Source organism: Tenacibaculum adriaticum (genome assembly GCF_008124875.1).
In the GTDB taxonomy this organism is placed as follows: Bacteria; Bacteroidota; Bacteroidia; order Flavobacteriales; family Flavobacteriaceae; genus Polaribacter; species Polaribacter adriaticus.
The window spans coordinates 909,225-929,568 of the sequence record NZ_VNIA01000001.1; the positions used below are offsets into that span (position 1 = coordinate 909,225).

Consider the following 20,344-nt stretch of genomic DNA (forward strand, 5'->3'; position numbering starts at 1 on the left):
ATCGTCTATTTTTTGTTTGCTTTATGGGATTCTATATGATGTTTTAATAGTTGTTTTAAGCTTTCTAAATACTCATTCATAATTTTAATATCTATATCAGGATTGTTGTCTGAAGGTATTGTAATCGGATCTTCACTTAAATATTGATATAACTCAGGATAATTCACTTCAATATTAGTGGTGAGTTTGGTGATTTTAGACAATATGTTTTGTAAATCTTTCATATTTATAGTTTTAAGTACTTGATTTAAAAATAAAATGAATGTACGTAATTTTAAATGACGAATGTCATATACTTCCAAAAGTAACATTAACTTATAATTCTACCATCTTCCATTTGAATAATTCTATCCGTTTTTTTGGCAAAGTCTTCATCGTGAGTTACCACTAAAAGTGATAAGCCATGTTGGGTACTTAATTCTTTAAAAATATTAAATACATTTTCAGAATTTTGAGTATCTAAGTTACCAGTAGGTTCATCTCCCATTATTATTGAAGGGTTATTAATCAATGCTCGTGCAATAGCAACGCGTTGTTTTTCTCCTCCAGAAATTCTTGACGCACGTTTATTTGCTAAATGACCAATGTTTAGCATTGTTAATTTTTGCATCGCATCGTCTTTAATTTCTTTATGGGATTTTTCTGCTAGTTTTTTGGCAGGAAGCATTACGTTTTCTAAAACTGTAAAATCAGACAATAAGTAATGAAATTGAAAAACGAACCCGATGTGTTTGTTTCTAATATATGAAAGTTGTTTTCTTGTTTGGTTGGTTATCAATTCATTATTCAGAAGCAATTCACCTTCATATTCAGTATCCATAGTAGATAAAATGTACAATAAAGTAGATTTTCCACAACCCGATTTTCCCATAATAGAAACAAATTCTCCTTTATTTATTTTAAAATTGATGTTTTTAAGAACATGAAATTTTACAGGCTTTTCAAAGAATTTATTGATATTTTTTGCTTCTAATATTGTCTTCATATTATTGACCTCTAATGATGTGAACAGGATCTATTTTTTTTGCTTTGTTAGAAGGTAAGTATCCTGCAAGAAAAGTAGATATCATTGCGAAAGAAATACCGATTAAGTAAAACCAAGCATTAAAATTTACAGGAAATGTTTCTATAGTGGGTAAAGCTTGTGTTTTAAAGGGTACGTTATCTATAATATGGGATAAGCCAAAACCAACAATAAGCCCTAATAATCCGCCTATTAAGCCTATTAAAACTGCCATACTCATAAAAATTAGCTGAACATCTTCACCCGAAAACCCAGTAGCTTTTAAAATAGCGATGTCATTCATCTTTTCATAAATAAGCATATTTAAAATATTATAAATACCAAAACCAGCAACAATTAATAAAGTAATAGAAACCGCATACGTTATAATATTTCTAATAGTGGTACCAGTTTCAAACTGAGCATTAGCTGTATTAACATCAATGGCTTTTAGATCGAATTGTTGTTCTATTTTTTTAGATAACGGTAAAGCGTAATTAATATCAAATAATTTCACATTGATGTCTGTAATATAGTTTTCAGCTTCGCCCATTATTTTTTGTACCGTTTTAATGTTAGCAAAACTTTGTATATCATCAATATCAGAAATACCACTTTGATAAATTCCAACAATTTTTAAAGGGAAAACAGCTCCTTTAATAGTACTTATTTGTACTCTGTCGCCAACAGATAAAGACATTTTTTTAGCAAGTCCTGCACCTAATAAAATACCATTGTCAGTATTGTGTAGCGCTTCAGGAGAACCTTCAATAATATAATCACCTATATTAAAAAGTTTGGCTTCTTCTATCGGATTAATCCCAGTTAAATTACCTCCTATCTCAATATTTCCAGAGATATAAAATATTTGTGTTTTTATTTGAGGAATCGCTCCTTTTATTTTTTTATTTTCATTCAAATATTTAATAATAGGTAGCGCATTATGTATTTTTTTCTGTCCTAGTTTTGGTTTTATTGAATGAATAATATTTACGCTATTTTCAAATTGATCATATAACGTTATAGGTTGCTCTTTTGAAGGCTCTATTTCGTTGTAAATATGAATATGTGGTGTTTGGTTTAAAATAAGATCATCTAACATTTTATTCATCCCAGTCATAAAACTAACCAAGGTTATATATGCGCCAATACCGAAAGTAACACCCAAAGCAGCGGTTGCAGTCTGCTTAATTTTAGAAAACAAATGCGTTTTCGCAATCGATAATATAACAGGCCAGTTAACCATAGTTAAGGTTTATAAATGTACGTATTTTCTGAAATACCGCTAAGAACTTCAATAAATTCTAGATTTTGCAACCCTATAGTAACTTCAGTTACACCGTCTTCTGTTTTTACTTCATTACCATTTATAAGATATTCTTTAGGAATTGTTAAAACATTTTCTTTGGTTGAAATGATAATATTTGCCTCGCCAGAAAGGCCTGCATATAATTTTGGGGGAGCGATATTAAAAGTAGCTTCTACCGTAAAAGTTTGATTGCGTTCGTCTTTTTTGGGAGATATTTTTGAAACTTTTCCTGTAAAGACTTTTCCATTATAAGCATCTAAAGTTATTAAAACATCTTGATTGAGACTTATTTTAACAATGTCAACTTCATCAACCAACATTTCAATAATAAAAGTTGAGGTACTTCCAACAACTGCTAGAGGTTCTACTGTATTAATAACCTCGCCAGGTTCTTTATAGGTGGCATAAACTTTGCCTTTTATTTTACTTAGAACGGTAAAATCCTTGGTGCCAATTAACGAGGTCTTATAATTATTTTCTGCTTGCTTTACAGTAGTTTCTAATTCACTTTTTGTTCTATCATATTTACTTTGTAAAAGGTTTAAGCTGTTTGATGATAGCTCGTAGTTTAATTTTTTTGTATCAAATTCTATTTTTGAACCTATGTTTTGTTGCCAAAGGTTTTGTTGCCTAAAAAAGTTAATAGAATCGTTTTTGTATTTTAATTCGGCAGCATTAATTTCATCTTTTATACCTTTTAAAATTGCTGCATTACCATTATAGTTTTCTTTAGCAAGTTGCCATGTTAACAAAGCATTTTGTGTGTTTAACTTTGGTGTGCTATTAATAATTTGAAACAATGCCTGATTTTTAACAATAGTATCTCCTTCTTCAATTAAATTAGCGTCTAAAATTCCACCAACAGCTGCAAATACTTTATACAAGCTATCGGGCTGTACAATTACAGAAGTATATACTGATTCTGTTAAATCTCTTTTTTCAGGTAAGATCCTTTCCTTTTTAGAAGAACAGCTTATAATGAGAAGCAATAAATGAATTAGAAAAAACTTTTTCATAAATTATTTTTCCATCTTTTTAATTTCCCACTTTCCGTTTTCTCCTTCAACAGCATAAAGCTTGTCAGAAATTAGTTTAGTTGTAATTTTTGGTGGATTTTTTATGATTTTAGAAGATAAAGGAACATATTTAAATTTTGTAAGATGATAAACATCTTTACCTGTATTATCTATAATAACATTAGCGTAACTATACGAAACCACGTGTTTGCCTAATACAGCATTTTCCCCCATGTCTTCTTTATCTAATTTTAAAGCAATAGCGTTGTTGTTATTAAATGGTGTCGCGTTTAAAAATTGAGGTTTAATAACCGTTTTTCCTTGCTTGTCTATGTATCCGAAATAAGAAATTCCGTCTTTTGTTGTAGAGATAAGGCACCTATTATCATTAAAAACAGGATAGTTATTATTACCAGAATTTGTAGCGACAAGATCATCTCTAAAAGGAATGACAAGATCTCCTTGTATATTAATAAAACCCCATTGATTCCCTTTTTTTATTGCTGCAACATCATCATTAAATGGTGATATAAAATCTATATTATCAATATTTTGAGAGAAACCTTCGAAAGTTAATACGATTAGAGATGTAATTAGAATTATCAAATTTTTCATGACTATATTATTTTGTAATTAATACTATAAAAGTATTGTGAATTGAAAAGCTACAAAATGATATTCATCATAAAAGAAGGGTTTAGGAATTAGATTTTATAATAGAAATAATTTCATTTTTTTGAAGCACACCCGATTGTCTCCATACTTGTTTTCCATTTTTAAAAAGAATCATAGTGGGTACACCTCTAACTTGATATTTTAATGATAATGATTGATTTTTATCAACATCAATTTTTACTATTTTAATAGCATCCCCTAATTCATGTTTTACTTCTTTTAAAATAGGAGCTAACATTTTACAAGGACCACACCAATCTGCATGAAAATCTACCAAAACAGGTTTGTCTGAACCGATAATCGTATTAAAATCACTTTTCATAATTTATAACTTATCAATTACTTTTTTTAATTTTTCAGATACTTGTTCTGCAACGGAAGTAAGTTTTGGGTTACCAACAGTATCCATTGAGGTTGATGGATTTATAGCAGAAACCTCTATATTCTTATCAGTAGCTTCTTGTAAAATAACATTACAAGGTAGCATAAGACCAATTTTATCTTCTGCTTGTAATGCTTTATAAGCAAAAGGCGGATTACAAGCACCTAAGATTTTATACTTTCTAAAATCTACATCTAACTTCTTCTTTAAGGTTTGTTGTATGTCTATTTCAGTAAGTACTCCAAAACCTTCTTCTTTCAACAAGTTTGTAACCTTTTCTTCAATTTTATCAAATTCACCAGAAACGGTTTTACTATAATAATAGCTCATAGTATATTGGTTTTATAAGTTTAAATTCAATTTAGCTAAGATTATTAATTCGGATTTGTTTTTGCCTGAAAATGCTTTAGCTATAGTATCTGCAGTTTTAGAAATTAACGACTTAATTTCGTCTGTAAAAAAATATTCATGTTCTTTTTTGTACTCTACAAAATCGTTAAAACAAGCATTAGCATCCAAATCTTTATTGGTTAACCAATCAAAAACAATTTCGATTTGGTAAGCAGCATCTGTCTTATAATCATCTTCTGTATCATCTACTGGTAACCATTCCTTTTTTACTATTTTTTTTAAGGTATTAAACTCTTCTTCTCTTACAACATTATCTGATGCTGCAACAGCGTAAAAAAGTTTTCCAACATTTTGATAAAACCGAGTATTTAACTTTTTTTTCATGAGTTCTTAAATTTATTTATACTGTAAAATTATAATCGATTTTCTTTAATAGAAATGATAAAAATCAGTATGCTTCATTTAGTTAGTTTTTTGTAACTTAGGGTTCTTAAAATTAATCAAACTAAAATAGCTATGTTCCAGAAGGATCAAGACATATTCAATTTGCTTTTTGAATCTGTTTCTGAAGGTGTTATTGTTGTAGATGAGCAACAAAAAATTGTTTCTACAAACACTACTTTAGAGCATATGTTTGGTTATGAAAGTAAAGAATTGGTTAATCAACCGCTTACAACAGTAATTCCAAAAAATTATCGTCCTAATCATAGTTCTCATTTCAAAGGATTTTTAAAAGCAAAAAGTAGCAGGCAAATGGGGCATGGGCGCGATTTATTTGGTGCTCGTAAAGATGGCACAACATTTCCTGTAGAAGTAGGTTTAAATCCGTTTGAAATTTACGGTAAAACCTTTGTCATGGCATTGGTTATTGATATTTCTATACGTAAACAACAGGAACTTGAAATTCAACAGTTAAATGCAGATTTAGAAAAAAAGGTTGACCAGCGAACGAAAGCGTTAAGTGAATCAATAAAAGAGTTGAAACTGGTTAATGAAGAGCTCGACGAAGAAAATAAAAAACGTATTGAAGCTGAAAGAAAAGCAAAAGAAGCATTAAAACAAGAAAAAGAACTTAACGAGTTAAAAACAAAATTCTTATCGCTAGTTTCTCATGAGTTTAAAACACCTTTAAGTGGTATTTTAACTTCTACGATATTATTAAGTAAGTATAAACTTACTGAGCAACAAGAGAAACGGGATAAGCATATTAAAACCATAACAGATAAGGTACATTATTTAAATAATATTTTAAACGATTTTTTATCTATCGAAAAATTAGAAAATGGAAAAATTAAATATAATAAAAGTACGTTTAAAGTTAGTAAGGTAGTAAATGAAGTGATTTATGGCGCCAATATGCTGCTAAAAGATGGACAAAAGATAAATTATCCCGAAAACATTGACGATATTTCCTTACATCAAGATGAAAAAATAGTTGAGTTGGCATTATCTAATTTGGTTAATAATGCTGTTAAATATTCATCAGAAAGAACTGTTATAGATATTGATATTAAACAAAATGGCAGCTTCACCATATTTGGGGTAAAAGATAATGGTATTGGAATACCAGAAAAAGACCAAAAAAATATTTTTAAACGTTATTACAGAGCAGAAAACGCTCTTTTAACACAAGGAACTGGAATTGGTTTAAATATTGTAAAACAACATTTAGAAAATTTAGGAGGAAATATTTCATTTAAAAGTAAAGAGAATGAAGGAACTATTTTTACTATTAAAATTCCTAATAAAGCAGAACTATGAAAAAAGTATTATTAATTGAAGACGATATTGTATTAAGAGAAAATACAGCTGAATTATTAGAGTTATCTGGTTATAATGTAGTAACAGCTTCCAATGGAAAAGTTGGTATTGAGAAAGGTAAAAATGAGTTGCCAGATATTATTGTCTGTGATATAATGATGCCAGAAGCAGACGGTTATGAGGTGCTTGAAGCTTTATCCAAAAATAAAGATACTAAATTGATCCCGTTTATCTTTTTATCTGCCAAAACTGAGCGTCAGGATATTAGAAAAGGGATGAATTTGGGTGCTGATGATTATATTACAAAACCCTTCCAAGAAGAAGAATTAATAAGTGCTATTGAAAGTCGTTTAGCGAAAGTTGCTATATTAAATGAGCAAAATGAAACTATTAAAGAGGAGGATAATTTTGATGAGAGTGAGCTAAGATCTCTCAATGATCTTAAGAATTTTTTTGATGATAATGGAGAAGAGTTCTCATTTTCAACAGGAGAGATAATTTATGACGAAGGGAAAAATTCTAATTATATTTATTTAATAAATACAGGGGTTGTAAAGTGTTATAAACTCGATGAGCAAGGTAAAGAACTTACCACAGCATTGTATAAAGATGATGATTTTTTTGGCTATTCTTCGTTTACACAAAACATACCTTATCAAGAATCAGCTACCGCTATTAAAGACTCTACATTAGTGGGGGTTCCTAAAAGTGTTTTGAAAGATGTGTTGAATAATAATCATAAAGTTACCTTAGAATTAATACAGCTATTAACGGATGATTTATTAGGGATAAAAGATCAACTGTTAGAAATGGCATACAGCTCGGTAAACAAAAAAACAGCAAGTACTATTTTAAAGTTTGCAGAAAAGTTGAATAGAAAGCCAGAAGAACCTATTCGTATCTCAAGAACTGATCTTGCTAGCGTAGCAGGTATCGCTACAGAAACATTAATTAGAGCGCTGTCAAGTTTTAAAAAACAAGGTTTAATAGAAACTGAAGGAAGAAATATAAGAATTCTCGATTTGGAAAAACTTCAACACATTTATTAACTCTATTTTTTAGCTTAAGATGATATAAATCATATTTTGAGTCACTTCATCCAAATACATTTGTTCTATCAAATGTTTTTTGGATGAAGAATATATTATTACCAACGGATTTCTCTGAGAATTCTCAGAATGCTATAGTATATGCGCTTAATTTTTTCAAGGATGAAGAATGTACTTTTTATGTACTAAACGTTACTGAAATAAATATACTGGCAGCATCAGAGTCTTTCGATGTGTTAACATTACCTGTAATAGAAGAAAGTCTGTTAACGGCTGCAAAAGAAAGACTTGCTTCTTTAATAAAGCAAGTTAAACCATTATCAAATAATAAAAAGCATAATTTTATAGCATTATCAGATTACGACTTCTTTATAGATTCCATGAGAAAGCATGTTATAGAAAAAAATATAGAATTGATAGTGATGGGAACCAAAGGAGCTACAGGGTTAAAAGAGGTAATAATAGGTAGCAATGCGGGTGATGTAATAACCAAGGTAAACTGTACATCACTATTAGTCCCTGAAAAAGCTATTTATAAACCATTAAAAGAAATAGCTTTCCCTACAGATTTTTCTTTGTTTTATAATATTAAAACATTACTACCACTTTCAAAAATTATTTACAAAACAAATGCAGCACTCAGAATTTTGCATATTAGTAAAAAAGAAATGGAGCTAAATTCAGACCAAAAGAAAAATAAAGAATTATTTAAAGATTTTTTTGCAGAAAGTGATTACACATTTCATTACTTAACAAATGACAAAGTTGAAGATGCCGTAGAGTGTTTTGTACAAAGTAGAAATATAGATTTAATTGTTATGGTAGCTAAAAACTTAAATTATTTTCAGCAAATATTGTTTCATTCTAAAGTTGAAAAAATTAGTTACCATACAGATGTTCCTTTCTTAGTATTACACGAATAAAACCTTAATTATGGAAAATATATCTATTTTTTTAGCAAAATTTTGGGGTTGGTATATGATTATATTTTTTTTAATCTTAAGTCTTAACCCGACAAGAATTAAACAAATCTTCGATGATTTAAAAGATCAAAAATTTGTAATTATTAGTTCTTTCATTGCTATAATAATTGGGTTACTTAATATTTTGTCACATAATATTTGGGCAGATAATTGGACAATTATAGTAACATTACTAGGATATGCATCTCTTTTTATAGGTTTATCTTTATTTGTTTTTCCTGTAAAAACAATTGATTGGATGTCTGTTATTAATGTAAAATTTATTCAGTTACTTTATTTGCTGCTATTTTTATTAGGTGTCTTTTTACTTAACATGGCTTACGGAGTAGTCCCTGCTTAAATTTTAAAAACTAATAATTACAGTTTAATTCCAAAAGACAAGTCACCAGCATCTCCTAATCCAGGAACAATATACCCTCTATTGTTTAACTCATCATCTATAGTAGCAATCCATAAATGAGTATTTTCAGGAAAAATATGTCTAACATGTTCAACACCTTGCTTGGACCCAATTACTGAAACAAGATGTATTTGTTTTGGCCCTCCATGGCTTTTTATAGCTTTTAAAATATTTTCTAATGTTTTTCCAGTTGCCAACATTGGATCGTTAATTATTAATGTTTTATTTGTTAATGATGGAGATGCAAAATATTTCACAATTACTTCAAAAGAATCTTGATTGTTTTCATGATGACGATATGCCGAAATAAAAGCATTTTCTGCGTTATCAAAATAATTTAGTAAGCCTTGATGTAGTGTTAAACCCGCTCTTAAAACAGAACACAACACAATGTTTTCATTAATAAGGTTTACATTTTTTGTTCCTAAAGGTGTTGGAATTATTTCATTTTTGTAGTCTAAAGTTTTACTTAATTCATAACCTAAAACCTCACCTATATGCTCAATATTTTTTCGAAAGCGCATAGCGTCTTTTTGAATATTAACATCTCTTAGTTCGGCTATAAATTTATTTAGAATACTATTTTCTTTACTATAATCATGCAATATCATGGTGAAAAGCTTTAAAGTTTTAGTAGATACTAAAATTGATAAATAAAAAAAAAGACACCAATGATAAATATCATTCTTAATGCTAACTCTAGGCAATATATTTGAATCATAATCATTAAAAATAGAGATCATGAAAATAAATATTCAATTTGTTAAGATGCCAACAAGCGAAACAATGTATGACTACACAGTTAATAAACTAAATAAGTTGGCAAAAAAATACGAATGGTTAATCAATGCAGATGTTTTCTTTAAAGCAGAGAATGACCCCAAAGGAAAAGGAAGAATTTGCGAAATGGAATTAAGCCTTAATGGTCCGAGAATTTTTGCTTCCTCAAATGAGAAAAATTATGAACTAGCTGTAAAGAATACGATTAGTGATATAGAAAAACAGCTTGAAAAAAGGAAAAGCGAAATGAAGCCTTATATGTAATTGTTAGAAACAAAAATAATCTTGTGATATAATAATTCCGTAAATTTGTTTTAAAAGTATTGATTTAAAGATGTTTAAAGATTTTTAATCTGATAATTATCATTGTTAAGTGTTTATTTGAATGATAAATTTGATATAACTAATAAAAGCTTAAAGCAATGAAAAAAAAGATACTACTACCAACAGATTTCTCTAGAAATTCTATAAATGCAATTAATTATGCAAGAGAATTATACGTGAATGACAAATGCGATTTTTTCGTTTTAAATGTTTTTTTTGCGGGAGGAAATTTTGCTGATATTTTAACAACGCCAGAAATACATCAAGAAATTTATGATAAAGCTGAGTTAGAATCTAAAGAAGGAGTGGAGAAAATCATCTATGATATAAAGGATGAAGAAAATCAAAACACAAAACATACCTTCATTCCAATTTCTATGTTAGGAGATCCGCTACAAGTTATTAAAAACGTTGTAGAAGATAAAGATATAGAGATGATCGTAATGGGAACTAGAGGGGCAGGTAAAGGAAAAAAAGTATTTGGTAGCATAGCCACTTATGTAATGGAAAAAGCACGAAACTGCCCAGTTATAGTAGTTCCAGAAGTTGCCGATTGTTACCCTCCAATAGAGATTGTTTTTCCTACTAGTTATAAAACACATTTTAAAAAGAGAGAGCTGGAGGTTTTAATCGATATCGCAAAAAAATGGAACTCAACTATTAAGATTTTACATGTTTCAGAAGAAGATGAACTAGATAATAATCAGATAGAACATAGAGAAATGTTAGAAGAATATTTTGAAGGATTAAATTATTCTTATCACACACTGACAAATATAAAAGTACAAACTGCAATTAATTGTTTTATTGAAAGTACAGATGGAGACATGGTGACTTTTGTAAATAAAAAACACCCTTTTTTTGGTAGTTTATTAACGCATCCTTTAGTAAAAGAAATAGGCTTTCAATCAAAAGTACCTATTTTAGTTATGCACGATTTAAGAAATTAAAAACTAAGTAAGATGAAAAATTTAGGAATTTGGTTAGACAAAGAAAAAGCACATTTAGTAGCTATTAACAATGACAACGAAGAGTTTTTAACAATTTACTCTAAAGTAGAGGATTATCACCCTAAAGGAGGTTCTGGAACACGATTTAAAGGAGGGCCTCAAGATGTTGTTCAAGATAGTAAGTATTTAGAAAGAGAAAAACACCAGTTAAAAGACTATTTCAAAGAAATAACTTCAAATATTGATGAGGTGGATGCTATTGCTATTTATGGTCCAGCAGAGACTCAACAAAAATTTAAAAAAGAATTAGAAACAAACTATAAGTCCTTAAATGAGAAAGTAAAAATTGTAAAAGTTGTAGATAGCATGACTAACAATCAAGTAAAAGCTTTAGTAAAAGATTTTTTTGAAGTTAAATAGTTTGTAAAAAAAAAAGAGATTGTATGCAAAAGGATATAGAAATTATAAAAACATCTGGAGAAAAAGTTAAATTTTCATTAAACAAATTACGTTCGTCTTTAATGCGTACTGGAGCAAATAATAAGGTTGTAGAAAAAATTATAGATATAGTTAGAGATGAGTTGTATCAGGGTATTTCTACCAAAGAAATATATAATAGAGCTTTTGCATTACTTAAAAAAGAGAAAAGCTATTTAGCATCAAAATACAAGTTAAAAAAAGCTATTTATGAACTTGGCCCTACAGGATTTCCTTTTGAACGTTTTATAAGTGCAATTCTTACCTATTCTGGTTATAAAACAAAAGTAGGAGAGTTGTTGCAAGGAAAATGTGTAACTCATGAAATTGATGTTATAGCTGAAAAAGGACAAGAAACCTCAATCATAGAATGTAAATTTCATAGTGAGCAAGGACTATCCTGTAATGTTAAAATTCCACTTTATATCAATTCACGATATCAAGATGTAAAAAGTCACTGGTATTCAAATTCAAATAATAAAACGACACTAACCGAAGGTTGGGTAGTTACTAATACAAGATTTACAGAAGATGCTACTCAGTATGGAAAGTGCATGGGGTTATATTTATTGAGTTGGGATTATCCTAAAGACAATGCTTTAAAAGATAGAATTGATCGATTGGGATTATATCCAATTACAGTATCTACTTTGTTAACAAAAAGAGAAAAACAATTTTTATTAAGTAGAGATGTTGTGTTGTGTAGAGACTTAATAGGAGATGTTTTTTACTTAGATCATTTAGGAATTTCAGATATTAGAAAAGAAAGAATTCTGAAAGAGATTAATTCGTTGTGCAACCCTTAAAAAGCAATAATGTCTAACTACGCAAAAGTCCATTTTTTAGGAGCAGCAGGCACGGTTACTGGTTCTAAATTTTTAATAGAAGCATTCGACAAAAATATTTTAGTCGATTGCGGTATGTTTCAAGGTTTAAAAGAACTTAGGCAATTAAATTGGGCTAGATTACCTGTTGATGTAAAAAATATCGATGTTGTTTTGCTAACCCATGGTCATTTAGACCATGTTGGTTATCTTCCTAAGTTAATTCAACAAGGATATTCGGGTAAAATTATTGGTACAGCACCAACATTAGCAATTGCTGAAATAATTCTTAAAGACAGTGCAAAAATTCACGAAGAAGAAGCAGAAAAAGCTACAAAAGAACATTGTTCGCAACATAATCCTGCTTTGCCATTTTATACTGTTAGGGATGCTGAGAAAACTATAAAGCTTTTTGAGAGTGCGAACGAAAATGAATGGATACAATTTTCGGATGAAATTTCGTATCGATTTCAATATAATGGACATATAATTGGAGCAACATTTATAGAGTTGGATATTAATAAAAGAAGATTTGTTTTTTCTGGAGATATTGGTAGAAATAATGATTTCTTATTGAACAACCCTAAAAAACCAGAATGGGCAGATCATTTGTTCATTGAAAGTACTTATGGATATAAATTACATCCACAAGAAAATATTGAAGATGTTCTCGCAGATATAATTACAAAAGTGATTCATGAAAAAGGAAATTTAATCATTCCAAGTTTTGCGGTAGAACGTTTACAAACACTCATCTATTTATTGTGGAAACTGTATAAGAAAAATAAAATTCCAGCAATTCCAATTTTTATAGATAGCCCTATGGGAAATAACGTTCTTGAAGTTTTTCGTAATTATCCTAATTGGCATAAACTACCAATGGAAGAGTATAATGCCATGTGCAATCATGTAACAATAATTGAATCATACAAAGAAACTTGGGAAACGATAGATGACCCGAGATCAAAAATAGTAATAGCAGGTAGTGGTATGGTAACAGGAGGTAGAGTGCTAACCTATTTACAACAACTTATAGATGAGCCAAGTACTACGGTTGTTCTTGTTGGATATCAATCTGAAGGAACAAGAGGAAGGCAATTACAAGAAGGAGCTCATGAAATAAAGTTTTTTGGTAAATATTACCCCGTTAGAGCTCAAATAAAAAATATTGAAAGTTTATCAGCTCATGCAGATCAAAGTGAGCTTATAGATTGGATGAGTGAAATCAAAAACATTCCTGAAAACGTATTTTTAATTCATGGTGAAGCAACAGCGTGTGATGCCTTTCGAGTAAAGATTAAAGATGCGTATAAATGGGATGCTAAAATCCCTAAATTATATGATGTTGTAGAAATTATGATTTAGTAAGTGTTAAAGTGTAATAAACTGACTTTTATCATTTTAAAAAGTGTTTATGATGAATAATTTAGCGAAACAATTTAGCTGAACAATTTAACTTTAAAACAATTATATCATGACAACATTAGCAAAAACAAAAAGAAGAAACAGATTTTTATCACCATGGAGTAATGAATCTTTATTACCATGGAATGACAATTTTTTTTCATCAAGATTTAAAGACTTAATGAAATTAGATGATGCTTTTAAAGATGATTTTTTTGAAGACGATAGCTTAATGCCAGCAATGAACGTAAAGGAGAACAAAAAAGATTTTGATATTGAATTTGCTGCTCCTGGTTTTAATAAAGAAGATTTTGAGGTTTCTATAGAAAATGATGTGCTACATGTAAGTGCTAAAAAAGAAAAAGAAACGAAAGAGGAAGAAGATAATTATTCTCGTAAAGAGTTTAGTTACAAATCTTTTCAGCGTTCTTCTTCATTACCAAATTCGGTTGATTTAGATCAAGATGTAAAAGCTTCTTATAAAAACGGTATTTTAAAAGTTAAATTACTGAAGAATGAGAAAGCCGAAGAAGAGAAATCTTCAAAAAAAGTAATTGAGGTAAAGTAAAAAATTAATCCAAAGCAGAAGTGTTTTCGCTTCTGCTTTTATTATAAAAAAGATATGGATACTACACCAAATATTAAATATATTGAATGGTTTAGTGCTGAAGACATGCATTTAACTACAAAGCACTGGAGTTCTGAACTCAATTTTATTGAAGATGAGCAATATTTCTTTGAAGAACTAATTGTTTCATACACTAAAGATCTAATAAATTTAGATGAATTTTCTAAAAATAAAAAAATTGTTGAAAAATTAGGAGAGTTAATCCGAGACAACCAAGAGCTTATAGATTTAGTGAAGAATCATCAAAATGGATTAGAAATTTTAGTCGATGGAATAGATCAACCAGAAGAAGAAAAGAGGTATAAAGAGATTCATAAAAAATTAATGATAAAAATAAACAAACACTTAGTGTCACATAAAGAGTTAAAAACTCAATTATTTTCAGTCATTAAAGGGTATTTAAAAAATACAGCGTCTAAAAAACTTCACGAATAACTAGAAAGTATTAATAAAATGAAAAACATATTACGCCTATTTTTTACAATTTTTTTAATGAGTTGTTCAAGTGCAGATTTAATCAATAATTGGAAAAACCCAGATATTGATGTTTATGAAGCCAATAAGGTTTTAATTGTTGCAATGACTAATAATGAAGCTGCTAGGGAAAAGTTTGAAAACCGACTTCAAAAAGAATATAAATCTAGAGGAATTGAAGCAATTACGAGTTATAAATATTTTGATAACGAAAAAAAGACAGAAGAAGATTTATTAGATATAGAGAAAAGTCTTGTTGCTGACGGATTTGATACGATTCTTTTTTCTAAAGTCGTTGGATCAGATAGCGAGTACAGATTAGCGAATACCTATAAAGATATTGAAGGCACTTATAGAGATTTTAAGGAAGAATATTTTATGTATCAAGATATTTATTATAATCCAGAATATTATGAGAGTTACCCTATCTACCATGCAGAAACTTCTATGTATTGTATTTGTGACACAGAAGATAGGAGGTTAATATGGAAAGGATTTGTGGACGTTGTTGACCCTAATTCAGTAGAAGAGACTGTAGATGATTATGTTGATCTTATTTTATTTGCTATGGAAGAACAGGAGTTATTAACGAAAAAGAAGGATTAAAAAGAACTAAATTATAGGAGTTATGAAAAAAGTTGTCTATACTATTTTAGTAAGTATGTTTATTAGTTGTTCACCAACATTGTTAAAATCAACCTGGAAAAGTAACGAGTATGTTGGTTATAAAGCTGAAAATGTACTAATAGTAGGAGTTACACAAAACACAACAGCTCGTATGAAGTACGAAGAGCGTCTTAAAAATGAATTTAACAAAAGAGGTGTTAAATCTTCACAAAGTGCTTTGATTTTTGAAGACTCTTTCAAAAACTCAAAACAAACTGAAGAAAATATTGAGAAAGAAGTAGCAAAATTAGTTAACCAGGGATATGAAACGGTACTTATTTCTGCAGTAACAGGTGTTGATGAAAAAGTACAATATTCAGGCGATATACCAACGACGTTCATTGGCGTACATCGTTTCGGAAGAAGATACTATTTATATCAAGATATATATTTTAGACCAGGTTATTATGATAGCTATAAAGTATATCATATAGAAACTTCTATTTATAATTTAAAGACCAATAATGAAAAGTCATTAGTTTGGGTAGGATCTTACGATTTAGTAGACCCTAGCGACATTAATTATTCGGTAAATAAATATGTAAAAACTCTTGTTAATTCTCTAGAAGAAGAAAAGATAATAACAAAGATTGGGAATTAAACAGCATTAACATGTCTTTATTCTTTCAGGAATTAATAAAAAATCCTTTTTAAAAACTCATTCTGAAAGGTTTTTTATTAAAGATATTATTTTGAATGAAAAACAAGTAATGGTAATAAGTTATAATTGCTCAACTTTGTTTTTTCAGAACTATAAAAAAGTCTTTCAAAAATAGTTTCTTCATGAGTAATTAAAGTAATTAGGTTTACATTATTTAATTGAGTGTAGGTGCTTACTGCATAATGTAAAGGAACATTGTTTATTTTAGAATATACATATCTTTTATCATTTAATAAATGTATTAAATGCTCTTTATCTTTTTTAGTTTCTGAAGATTCTTTATCAGAATTTATTCTTAAAAAGTGTAATTTATCAAGAAAAGCTTCAAGAAAAACTTTAGCTTCAATAAACGAATTACTCGCTATAGAATCATTCTGAGCTAAAGGAATTAAAACTTCTTTTGGTTTTGTGAACTCATAATGTTCTGGTATTACTAAAGTTGTACACTTAACTTTCCTAACAACATTTATGGTGTTACTACCAAAAACAATTTCTTCTGCACCAGTGATTCCATTAGATCCCATTACAATTAAATCTATTTCTTTTGAATCAACTAATTCATTAATAACTTTAATAAAATGATCATATTTTGTTATGGTGTTAAAAGTAAAATTTTTAGTGTCAAAATCTGATTTTAATTTAGTAACAATTTTTTTTAATTTATTATCTGTTTTTTCGTTACTAATTATTTTGCTGGCTAAACTTTCAGCTGAGGATAAATCATCTACCAAAAAAGTCGAAAAATCTGTTACATGTAATAAATAAATATTACAAACATTATCAATAAATAATTGCATTGCATAGTTCATAGCATTTTTTGATGCTTTCGAAAAATCGGTAAGTAATAATATGTTTTTCATGTTTTTTTATTTTATTTCTAAATTAAGTATTGCCAATAACTAAAAATATGATATTGGTCAATTCGCATTCTTAGTAAGGTAACTTAGTTAAAACCATAATTATATATGTTTTTGTTTAGAAAAAGAATATATTTGGTATCATTTTAACCATTATTGCTAAATGAAAACTCGTTTATACTTTTTTTTAATTATATCTTCTTCTCTTTTTACAAAAGGATTTTCTCAAGAGACTCTACCAATTTATCAAGATTATTTGTCTGATAATGTATATTTAGTTCACCCAGCTGCTGCAGGTATTGGAGAATGTGGTAAAATTCGTTTAACAGCACGTAGTCAATGGTTAGGAGTAGATAATGCTCCACAACTACAAACAGCTAGTTTTCATGCAAAAGTAAGTAATGATTCAAAAGCTGCTTTTGGGACAATTCTATTTAATGATAAAAACGGATATCACTCACAAAAGGGAATACAAGGTACTTATGCTTATCATTTAGAAATGGATAGAGGAAATGGATTTAATCAATTGTCATTTGGATTGTCTTTATCTGCAGTACAAAATGAAGTTGATCAATCTAGTTTTAGTACTTTCGACCCTGAGGTACAACAAATTATTGAAAGTGATTTTTATTTTAATGCTGATTTCGGTCTTGGATATCATTTAGGAGGGTTTTCTAGTTATTTTACAGTTAAGAATATATTCTTAACTGCTAAAAATAATTTGAGAGCTGAGTTTGATGCATTAAATTTGAGAAATTATGTTTTAGGGGTAGGTTATTTTTTTGGTGATGAAAAGAAATTTCAAATTGAACCTTCTCTTATGTTTCAGTACAAAGAACAAACTTCTGAAAAAATTGTAGACATAAACTTCAAAATTTATAAGAATTTAGAAAAGGCTCAAATCTGGGCTGCTCTTTCTTACAGAACTTCTTTTGATGGTAATTCTTTTGAAGAAGCACAATATTTCTCTCCAATTCTAGGAGTGAATTATAACAAGATGATGTTCTCTTATACATATACAAAACAGATGGGAGATATAGTATTGTCTAAAAGTGGTTTTCATCAAATCTCTCTTGGTTTTAATGTTTTGTGTAGAAAAGCGAGATTATCTGCATGTCCTAATATCAACGGAGGTCTGTTTTAAAAGGCTTGTTGCTTAATAGTGGTAATACTTTCAAAATCAGATAAAATATTTTCTAAAACAGTTTTATCTTTATTGATGTAAAATAGATTTTCGCCTCTTTTTTGGTCGTTGTTATTTATTAAATGTTCTGATTCAAGAACATTTTTGGTTTGTATAGCAACCGCTTCTCCCGAATCAATAATATTAATTTTAGTTCCCACTATTTCTCTAATTTGAGGAATTAAATAAGGGTAATGAGTACAACCTAGCACTAAACAATCTACGTTTTTTTGTATCATAGGGTGTAAATATTTTTTTAAAAGAATTGTCATTTCTTCTGAATAAATTCTTCCATTTTCAATCAATTCAACTAAACCCTCGCCAATTTGTTCTATGATATTAATCTTTGAATCTATAGAAGAAGAAGTTTTTTCAAACAGTTCACTATTTAAGGTGCCTTTCGTAGCTAAAATACCAATGGTGTTTGTTTTTGTTTTTAAAGAAGCAGGTTTAATTGCAGGTTCAATACCAATAAAAGGCACGTTGTAATTTTCACGTAAATATTTTATTGCATTGGTGGTAGCTGTATTACAAGCAACAACAATTAATTTACAATTTTTATTAAGTAAATATTCGGTATTCTTTATAGATAAATTAATTATTTGATCTTTTGATTTTTGACCATAAGGTGCGTTTTTACTATCAGATAAATACACTGTATTTTCATTTGGTAAAAGAGTGTTGATTTCTTTCCAAATAGAGGTTCCACCAATACCTGAATCAAAAATACCGATAGGATGTTGAGAATTGTCCATCATTATGTTTACAAAAATAAAAATCCTGCTTCTTAAAAAGCAGGATTTCAAAAATATCTTTTTGTAAAGTTTTAGAAACCTAATTTAGCTTTTACAGCAGTATAAATATCTTCTCCTTTATCATAAACGATTAATCCTTTTCCAGGAGCAGCATCTAATACATAAATAATTCCTTTTTCAGACGCAACATCTTTAATAGCTTGTTCTGCTTTTTCTAAAATAGGACGTGTTTTTTCTTGATACTTCTTGTTCATTTCTTGGTTCATAGCTTGTTCAGCTTGAGCAATTTTTTGACGATCTTGTTGTACCTCGACAGCTCTTTGTTGATTAGTCTCTTGAGTTTGACTTTTACCTTCAGCTTCGTATTTTTTAATTTTTGCCTCTAATTTCTTAAACATTCCTTCGATATCGTCTCTATATGTTTTTTGTAGTCTTTCTAATTCAGCTTTTAAAGCTTTTGTTTGAGGCATTTCTGATAATAATTTATCAGTGTTAATATGTGCAGTTTTTTGTGCATTTGCCACCCCTCCTAATCCAATCGTAAAAATTGCAACTAATAATAACGTTTTTAAATGTTTCATGTTTAATCTAATTTAAATTTAATGTGTCCTTTTTTTTGTTTATTCGTCTGTTTTTTGTCCAGCGTCTTTTTTCTTTTCAGCTTCTTCCTTTGCCTTTTTTAAGGCTTCTCTTTTTTCTTGTAAGAGTTTTCTTTTATCTTCTCTAGCCTTTAAAAGTGCCTGTCTCTTTTCTTCTATTTGTTTGTATTTAGCTTCTTTATCAGCTTTTCTTTTTTGTTTTATAGCTTCTCTTTGTGCTAAGCGTTCTTTTTCTTCTTCAGATAAACCTTCTTTATCTAATAATTTTTTTCTTTCTGCAATCTTATCAACTTTAGCTTGTTTTTTTTGATCGATATTAATTATTTTGATAACAAAGTCGCTAATATCGTGTTTTTTGTTTGAATATAGTATAACTAAGTCTCCAGATTTATCAAAAACAAAATCATAATTTTTACGAGAGGCTATAGTTTGAATAGCATTGTAAACTTGATCTTGAACAGGCTGTATTAATTTTCTTCTTAAAATATACATGTCACCTTCTGGGCCAAAATATAATGATTCTAATCTACGTAAAGATTCTTGTTTAATTGTAATATCTTCTTCTCTTTCGTCTATTAAATCTTTAGTTAAAATCGCTTTTTCGTTAGCTAAATCAGTTTTTAAAACTTCTATGCTACGGGCTTCTTTATCTAAGTTTGCTTTCCATTTTTCTACTTTGGTATTTAACGAGTTTTGTGCTTCTAAATATTCAGGCACATTCTGTAAAATGTATTCCATATCTATATAAGCAATTCGTTGTGTTTTTTGAGCAGTAATTACTGTAACAATAAGTAAAAGAACGATTGATAAAATATTTTTTTTCATCTTTATAT

The 20,344-nt window shown here is 28.8% G+C and carries 27 protein-coding genes; 14 read left to right on the plus strand and 13 right to left on the minus strand.

The genetic code is table 11. The features are described 5' to 3' along the window. Positions 1-5 precede the first annotated feature (5 nt). From C7447_RS04225 to C7447_RS04260, 8 genes are all read right to left on the minus strand, one after another. The gene (locus tag C7447_RS04225) at positions 6-224 is read right to left on the minus strand and encodes a hypothetical protein (protein ID WP_148869063.1); all 219 of its coding nucleotides are present in this window, start codon (positions 222-224) and stop codon (positions 6-8) included. 86 nt (positions 225-310) lie between these two features. Then, a complete protein-coding gene (locus C7447_RS04230) occupies positions 311-985 on the minus strand; it encodes an ABC transporter ATP-binding protein (RefSeq protein WP_148869065.1) in 675 nt (224 codons plus the stop codon). 1 nt (position 986) lies between these two features. Next, positions 987-2,249, minus strand: a complete 1,263-nt coding sequence (locus C7447_RS04235; RefSeq protein WP_148869067.1) for an ABC transporter permease — start codon at positions 2,247-2,249, stop codon at positions 987-989. A gap of 2 nt (positions 2,250-2,251) precedes the next feature. Next, entirely contained in the window at positions 2,252-3,328 is a 1,077-nt protein-coding gene (locus tag C7447_RS04240) for an efflux RND transporter periplasmic adaptor subunit (RefSeq protein WP_148869070.1), read from the minus strand. Positions 3,329-3,331: 3 nt separating this feature from the next. Continuing rightward, complete coding sequence (locus C7447_RS04245; protein WP_148869072.1) at positions 3,332-3,943, minus strand: WG repeat-containing protein; 612 nt, start codon at positions 3,941-3,943, stop codon at positions 3,332-3,334. Between the two features lie 82 nt (positions 3,944-4,025). Beyond that, a complete protein-coding gene (trxA, locus tag C7447_RS04250; RefSeq protein WP_148869074.1) occupies positions 4,026-4,325 on the minus strand; it encodes a thioredoxin in 300 nt (99 codons plus the stop codon). Between the two features lie 3 nt (positions 4,326-4,328). Continuing rightward, the gene (locus C7447_RS04255) at positions 4,329-4,715 is read right to left on the minus strand and encodes a DUF302 domain-containing protein (protein WP_148869076.1); all 387 of its coding nucleotides are present in this window, start codon (positions 4,713-4,715) and stop codon (positions 4,329-4,331) included. A 12-nt stretch (positions 4,716-4,727) separates the two neighbouring features. Further along, positions 4,728-5,120, minus strand: coding sequence for a hypothetical protein (locus tag C7447_RS04260; RefSeq protein WP_148869078.1), 393 nt, complete (start codon positions 5,118-5,120; stop codon positions 4,728-4,730). Positions 5,121-5,252: 132 nt separating this feature from the next. On the opposite strand from C7447_RS04260, the gene C7447_RS04265 reads away from it, so the two are divergent. The 4 genes from C7447_RS04265 (at position 5,253) to C7447_RS04280 (ending at position 8,869) form a co-directional block, all read left to right on the plus strand. Further along, on the plus strand, positions 5,253-6,497 hold the full coding sequence (locus C7447_RS04265) for a sensor histidine kinase (protein ID WP_148869080.1): 1,245 nt from the start codon (positions 5,253-5,255) through the stop codon (positions 6,495-6,497). Beyond that, a complete protein-coding gene (locus C7447_RS04270; RefSeq protein ID WP_148869082.1) occupies positions 6,494-7,546 on the plus strand; it encodes a response regulator in 1,053 nt (350 codons plus the stop codon). Before C7447_RS04265 ends, C7447_RS04270 begins: the two co-directional genes overlap by 4 nt. Positions 7,547-7,629: 83 nt before the next feature. Next, on the plus strand, positions 7,630-8,469 hold the full coding sequence (locus C7447_RS04275) for a universal stress protein (protein WP_148869084.1): 840 nt from the start codon (positions 7,630-7,632) through the stop codon (positions 8,467-8,469). 10 nt (positions 8,470-8,479) lie between these two features. Beyond that, positions 8,480-8,869: a hypothetical protein gene (locus tag C7447_RS04280; protein ID WP_148869086.1), complete on the plus strand. Its 390-nt coding sequence runs from the start codon at positions 8,480-8,482 to the stop codon at positions 8,867-8,869. A 17-nt stretch (positions 8,870-8,886) separates the two neighbouring features. Here C7447_RS04280 and upp read toward each other — a convergent pair whose 3' ends face one another. Further along, positions 8,887-9,540, minus strand: a complete 654-nt coding sequence (gene upp, locus C7447_RS04285) for a uracil phosphoribosyltransferase (protein WP_148869088.1) — start codon at positions 9,538-9,540, stop codon at positions 8,887-8,889. 130 nt (positions 9,541-9,670) lie between these two features. Between upp and hpf the strand changes: the two genes are divergently transcribed. The 9 genes from hpf to C7447_RS04330 all read left to right on the plus strand — a co-directional run bounded on the left by hpf (position 9,671) and on the right by C7447_RS04330 (position 16,057). Then, positions 9,671-9,973, plus strand: coding sequence for a ribosome hibernation-promoting factor, HPF/YfiA family (gene hpf, locus C7447_RS04290; RefSeq protein WP_148869090.1), 303 nt, complete (start codon positions 9,671-9,673; stop codon positions 9,971-9,973). A gap of 158 nt (positions 9,974-10,131) precedes the next feature. After that, positions 10,132-10,983: a universal stress protein gene (locus tag C7447_RS04295; RefSeq protein ID WP_148869091.1), complete on the plus strand. Its 852-nt coding sequence runs from the start codon at positions 10,132-10,134 to the stop codon at positions 10,981-10,983. A 12-nt stretch (positions 10,984-10,995) separates the two neighbouring features. Continuing rightward, entirely contained in the window at positions 10,996-11,403 is a 408-nt protein-coding gene (locus C7447_RS04300) for a hypothetical protein (RefSeq protein WP_148869093.1), read from the plus strand. Between the two features lie 23 nt (positions 11,404-11,426). Next, positions 11,427-12,266 carry an ATP cone domain-containing protein gene (locus C7447_RS04305; protein WP_148869095.1) on the plus strand — a complete coding sequence of 280 codons (840 nt, stop codon included), beginning with the start codon at positions 11,427-11,429 and terminating at the stop codon, positions 12,264-12,266. 9 nt (positions 12,267-12,275) lie between these two features. After that, positions 12,276-13,649 carry an MBL fold metallo-hydrolase RNA specificity domain-containing protein gene (locus C7447_RS04310; RefSeq protein ID WP_148869097.1) on the plus strand — a complete coding sequence of 458 codons (1,374 nt, stop codon included), beginning with the start codon at positions 12,276-12,278 and terminating at the stop codon, positions 13,647-13,649. Between the two features lie 109 nt (positions 13,650-13,758). Next, a complete protein-coding gene (locus tag C7447_RS04315) occupies positions 13,759-14,256 on the plus strand; it encodes an Hsp20/alpha crystallin family protein (RefSeq protein ID WP_246143014.1) in 498 nt (165 codons plus the stop codon). A gap of 54 nt (positions 14,257-14,310) precedes the next feature. Continuing rightward, positions 14,311-14,751 carry a hypothetical protein gene (locus tag C7447_RS04320; RefSeq protein ID WP_148869098.1) on the plus strand — a complete coding sequence of 147 codons (441 nt, stop codon included), beginning with the start codon at positions 14,311-14,313 and terminating at the stop codon, positions 14,749-14,751. Between the two features lie 18 nt (positions 14,752-14,769). After that, a complete protein-coding gene (locus C7447_RS04325; RefSeq protein ID WP_148869100.1) occupies positions 14,770-15,396 on the plus strand; it encodes a hypothetical protein in 627 nt (208 codons plus the stop codon). Between the two features lie 22 nt (positions 15,397-15,418). Continuing rightward, positions 15,419-16,057 carry a hypothetical protein gene (locus C7447_RS04330; protein WP_148869102.1) on the plus strand — a complete coding sequence of 213 codons (639 nt, stop codon included), beginning with the start codon at positions 15,419-15,421 and terminating at the stop codon, positions 16,055-16,057. 86 nt (positions 16,058-16,143) lie between these two features. On the opposite strand, the gene C7447_RS04335 is transcribed toward C7447_RS04330, so the two are convergent. Then, positions 16,144-16,977, minus strand: coding sequence for a universal stress protein (locus C7447_RS04335; RefSeq protein WP_148869104.1), 834 nt, complete (start codon positions 16,975-16,977; stop codon positions 16,144-16,146). 160 nt (positions 16,978-17,137) lie between these two features. Between C7447_RS04335 and C7447_RS04340 the strand changes: the two genes are divergently transcribed. Then, positions 17,138-18,118, plus strand: a complete 981-nt coding sequence (locus C7447_RS04340) for a PorP/SprF family type IX secretion system membrane protein (protein ID WP_148869106.1) — start codon at positions 17,138-17,140, stop codon at positions 18,116-18,118. Here the strand turns inward: C7447_RS04340 and murI are convergent. The 3 genes from murI to C7447_RS04355 form a co-directional block, all read right to left on the minus strand. After that, the gene (murI, locus tag C7447_RS04345; protein ID WP_148869498.1) at positions 18,115-18,912 is read right to left on the minus strand and encodes a glutamate racemase; all 798 of its coding nucleotides are present in this window, start codon (positions 18,910-18,912) and stop codon (positions 18,115-18,117) included. The two genes, C7447_RS04340 and murI, sit on opposite strands and share 4 nt — an antisense overlap. Before the next feature lie 71 nt (positions 18,913-18,983). Beyond that, on the minus strand, positions 18,984-19,493 hold the full coding sequence (locus tag C7447_RS04350) for an OmpH family outer membrane protein (RefSeq protein WP_148869108.1): 510 nt from the start codon (positions 19,491-19,493) through the stop codon (positions 18,984-18,986). Between the two features lie 39 nt (positions 19,494-19,532). Further along, positions 19,533-20,336 carry an OmpH family outer membrane protein gene (locus C7447_RS04355; protein ID WP_148869110.1) on the minus strand — a complete coding sequence of 268 codons (804 nt, stop codon included), beginning with the start codon at positions 20,334-20,336 and terminating at the stop codon, positions 19,533-19,535. Positions 20,337-20,344: the final 8 nt, after the last annotated feature.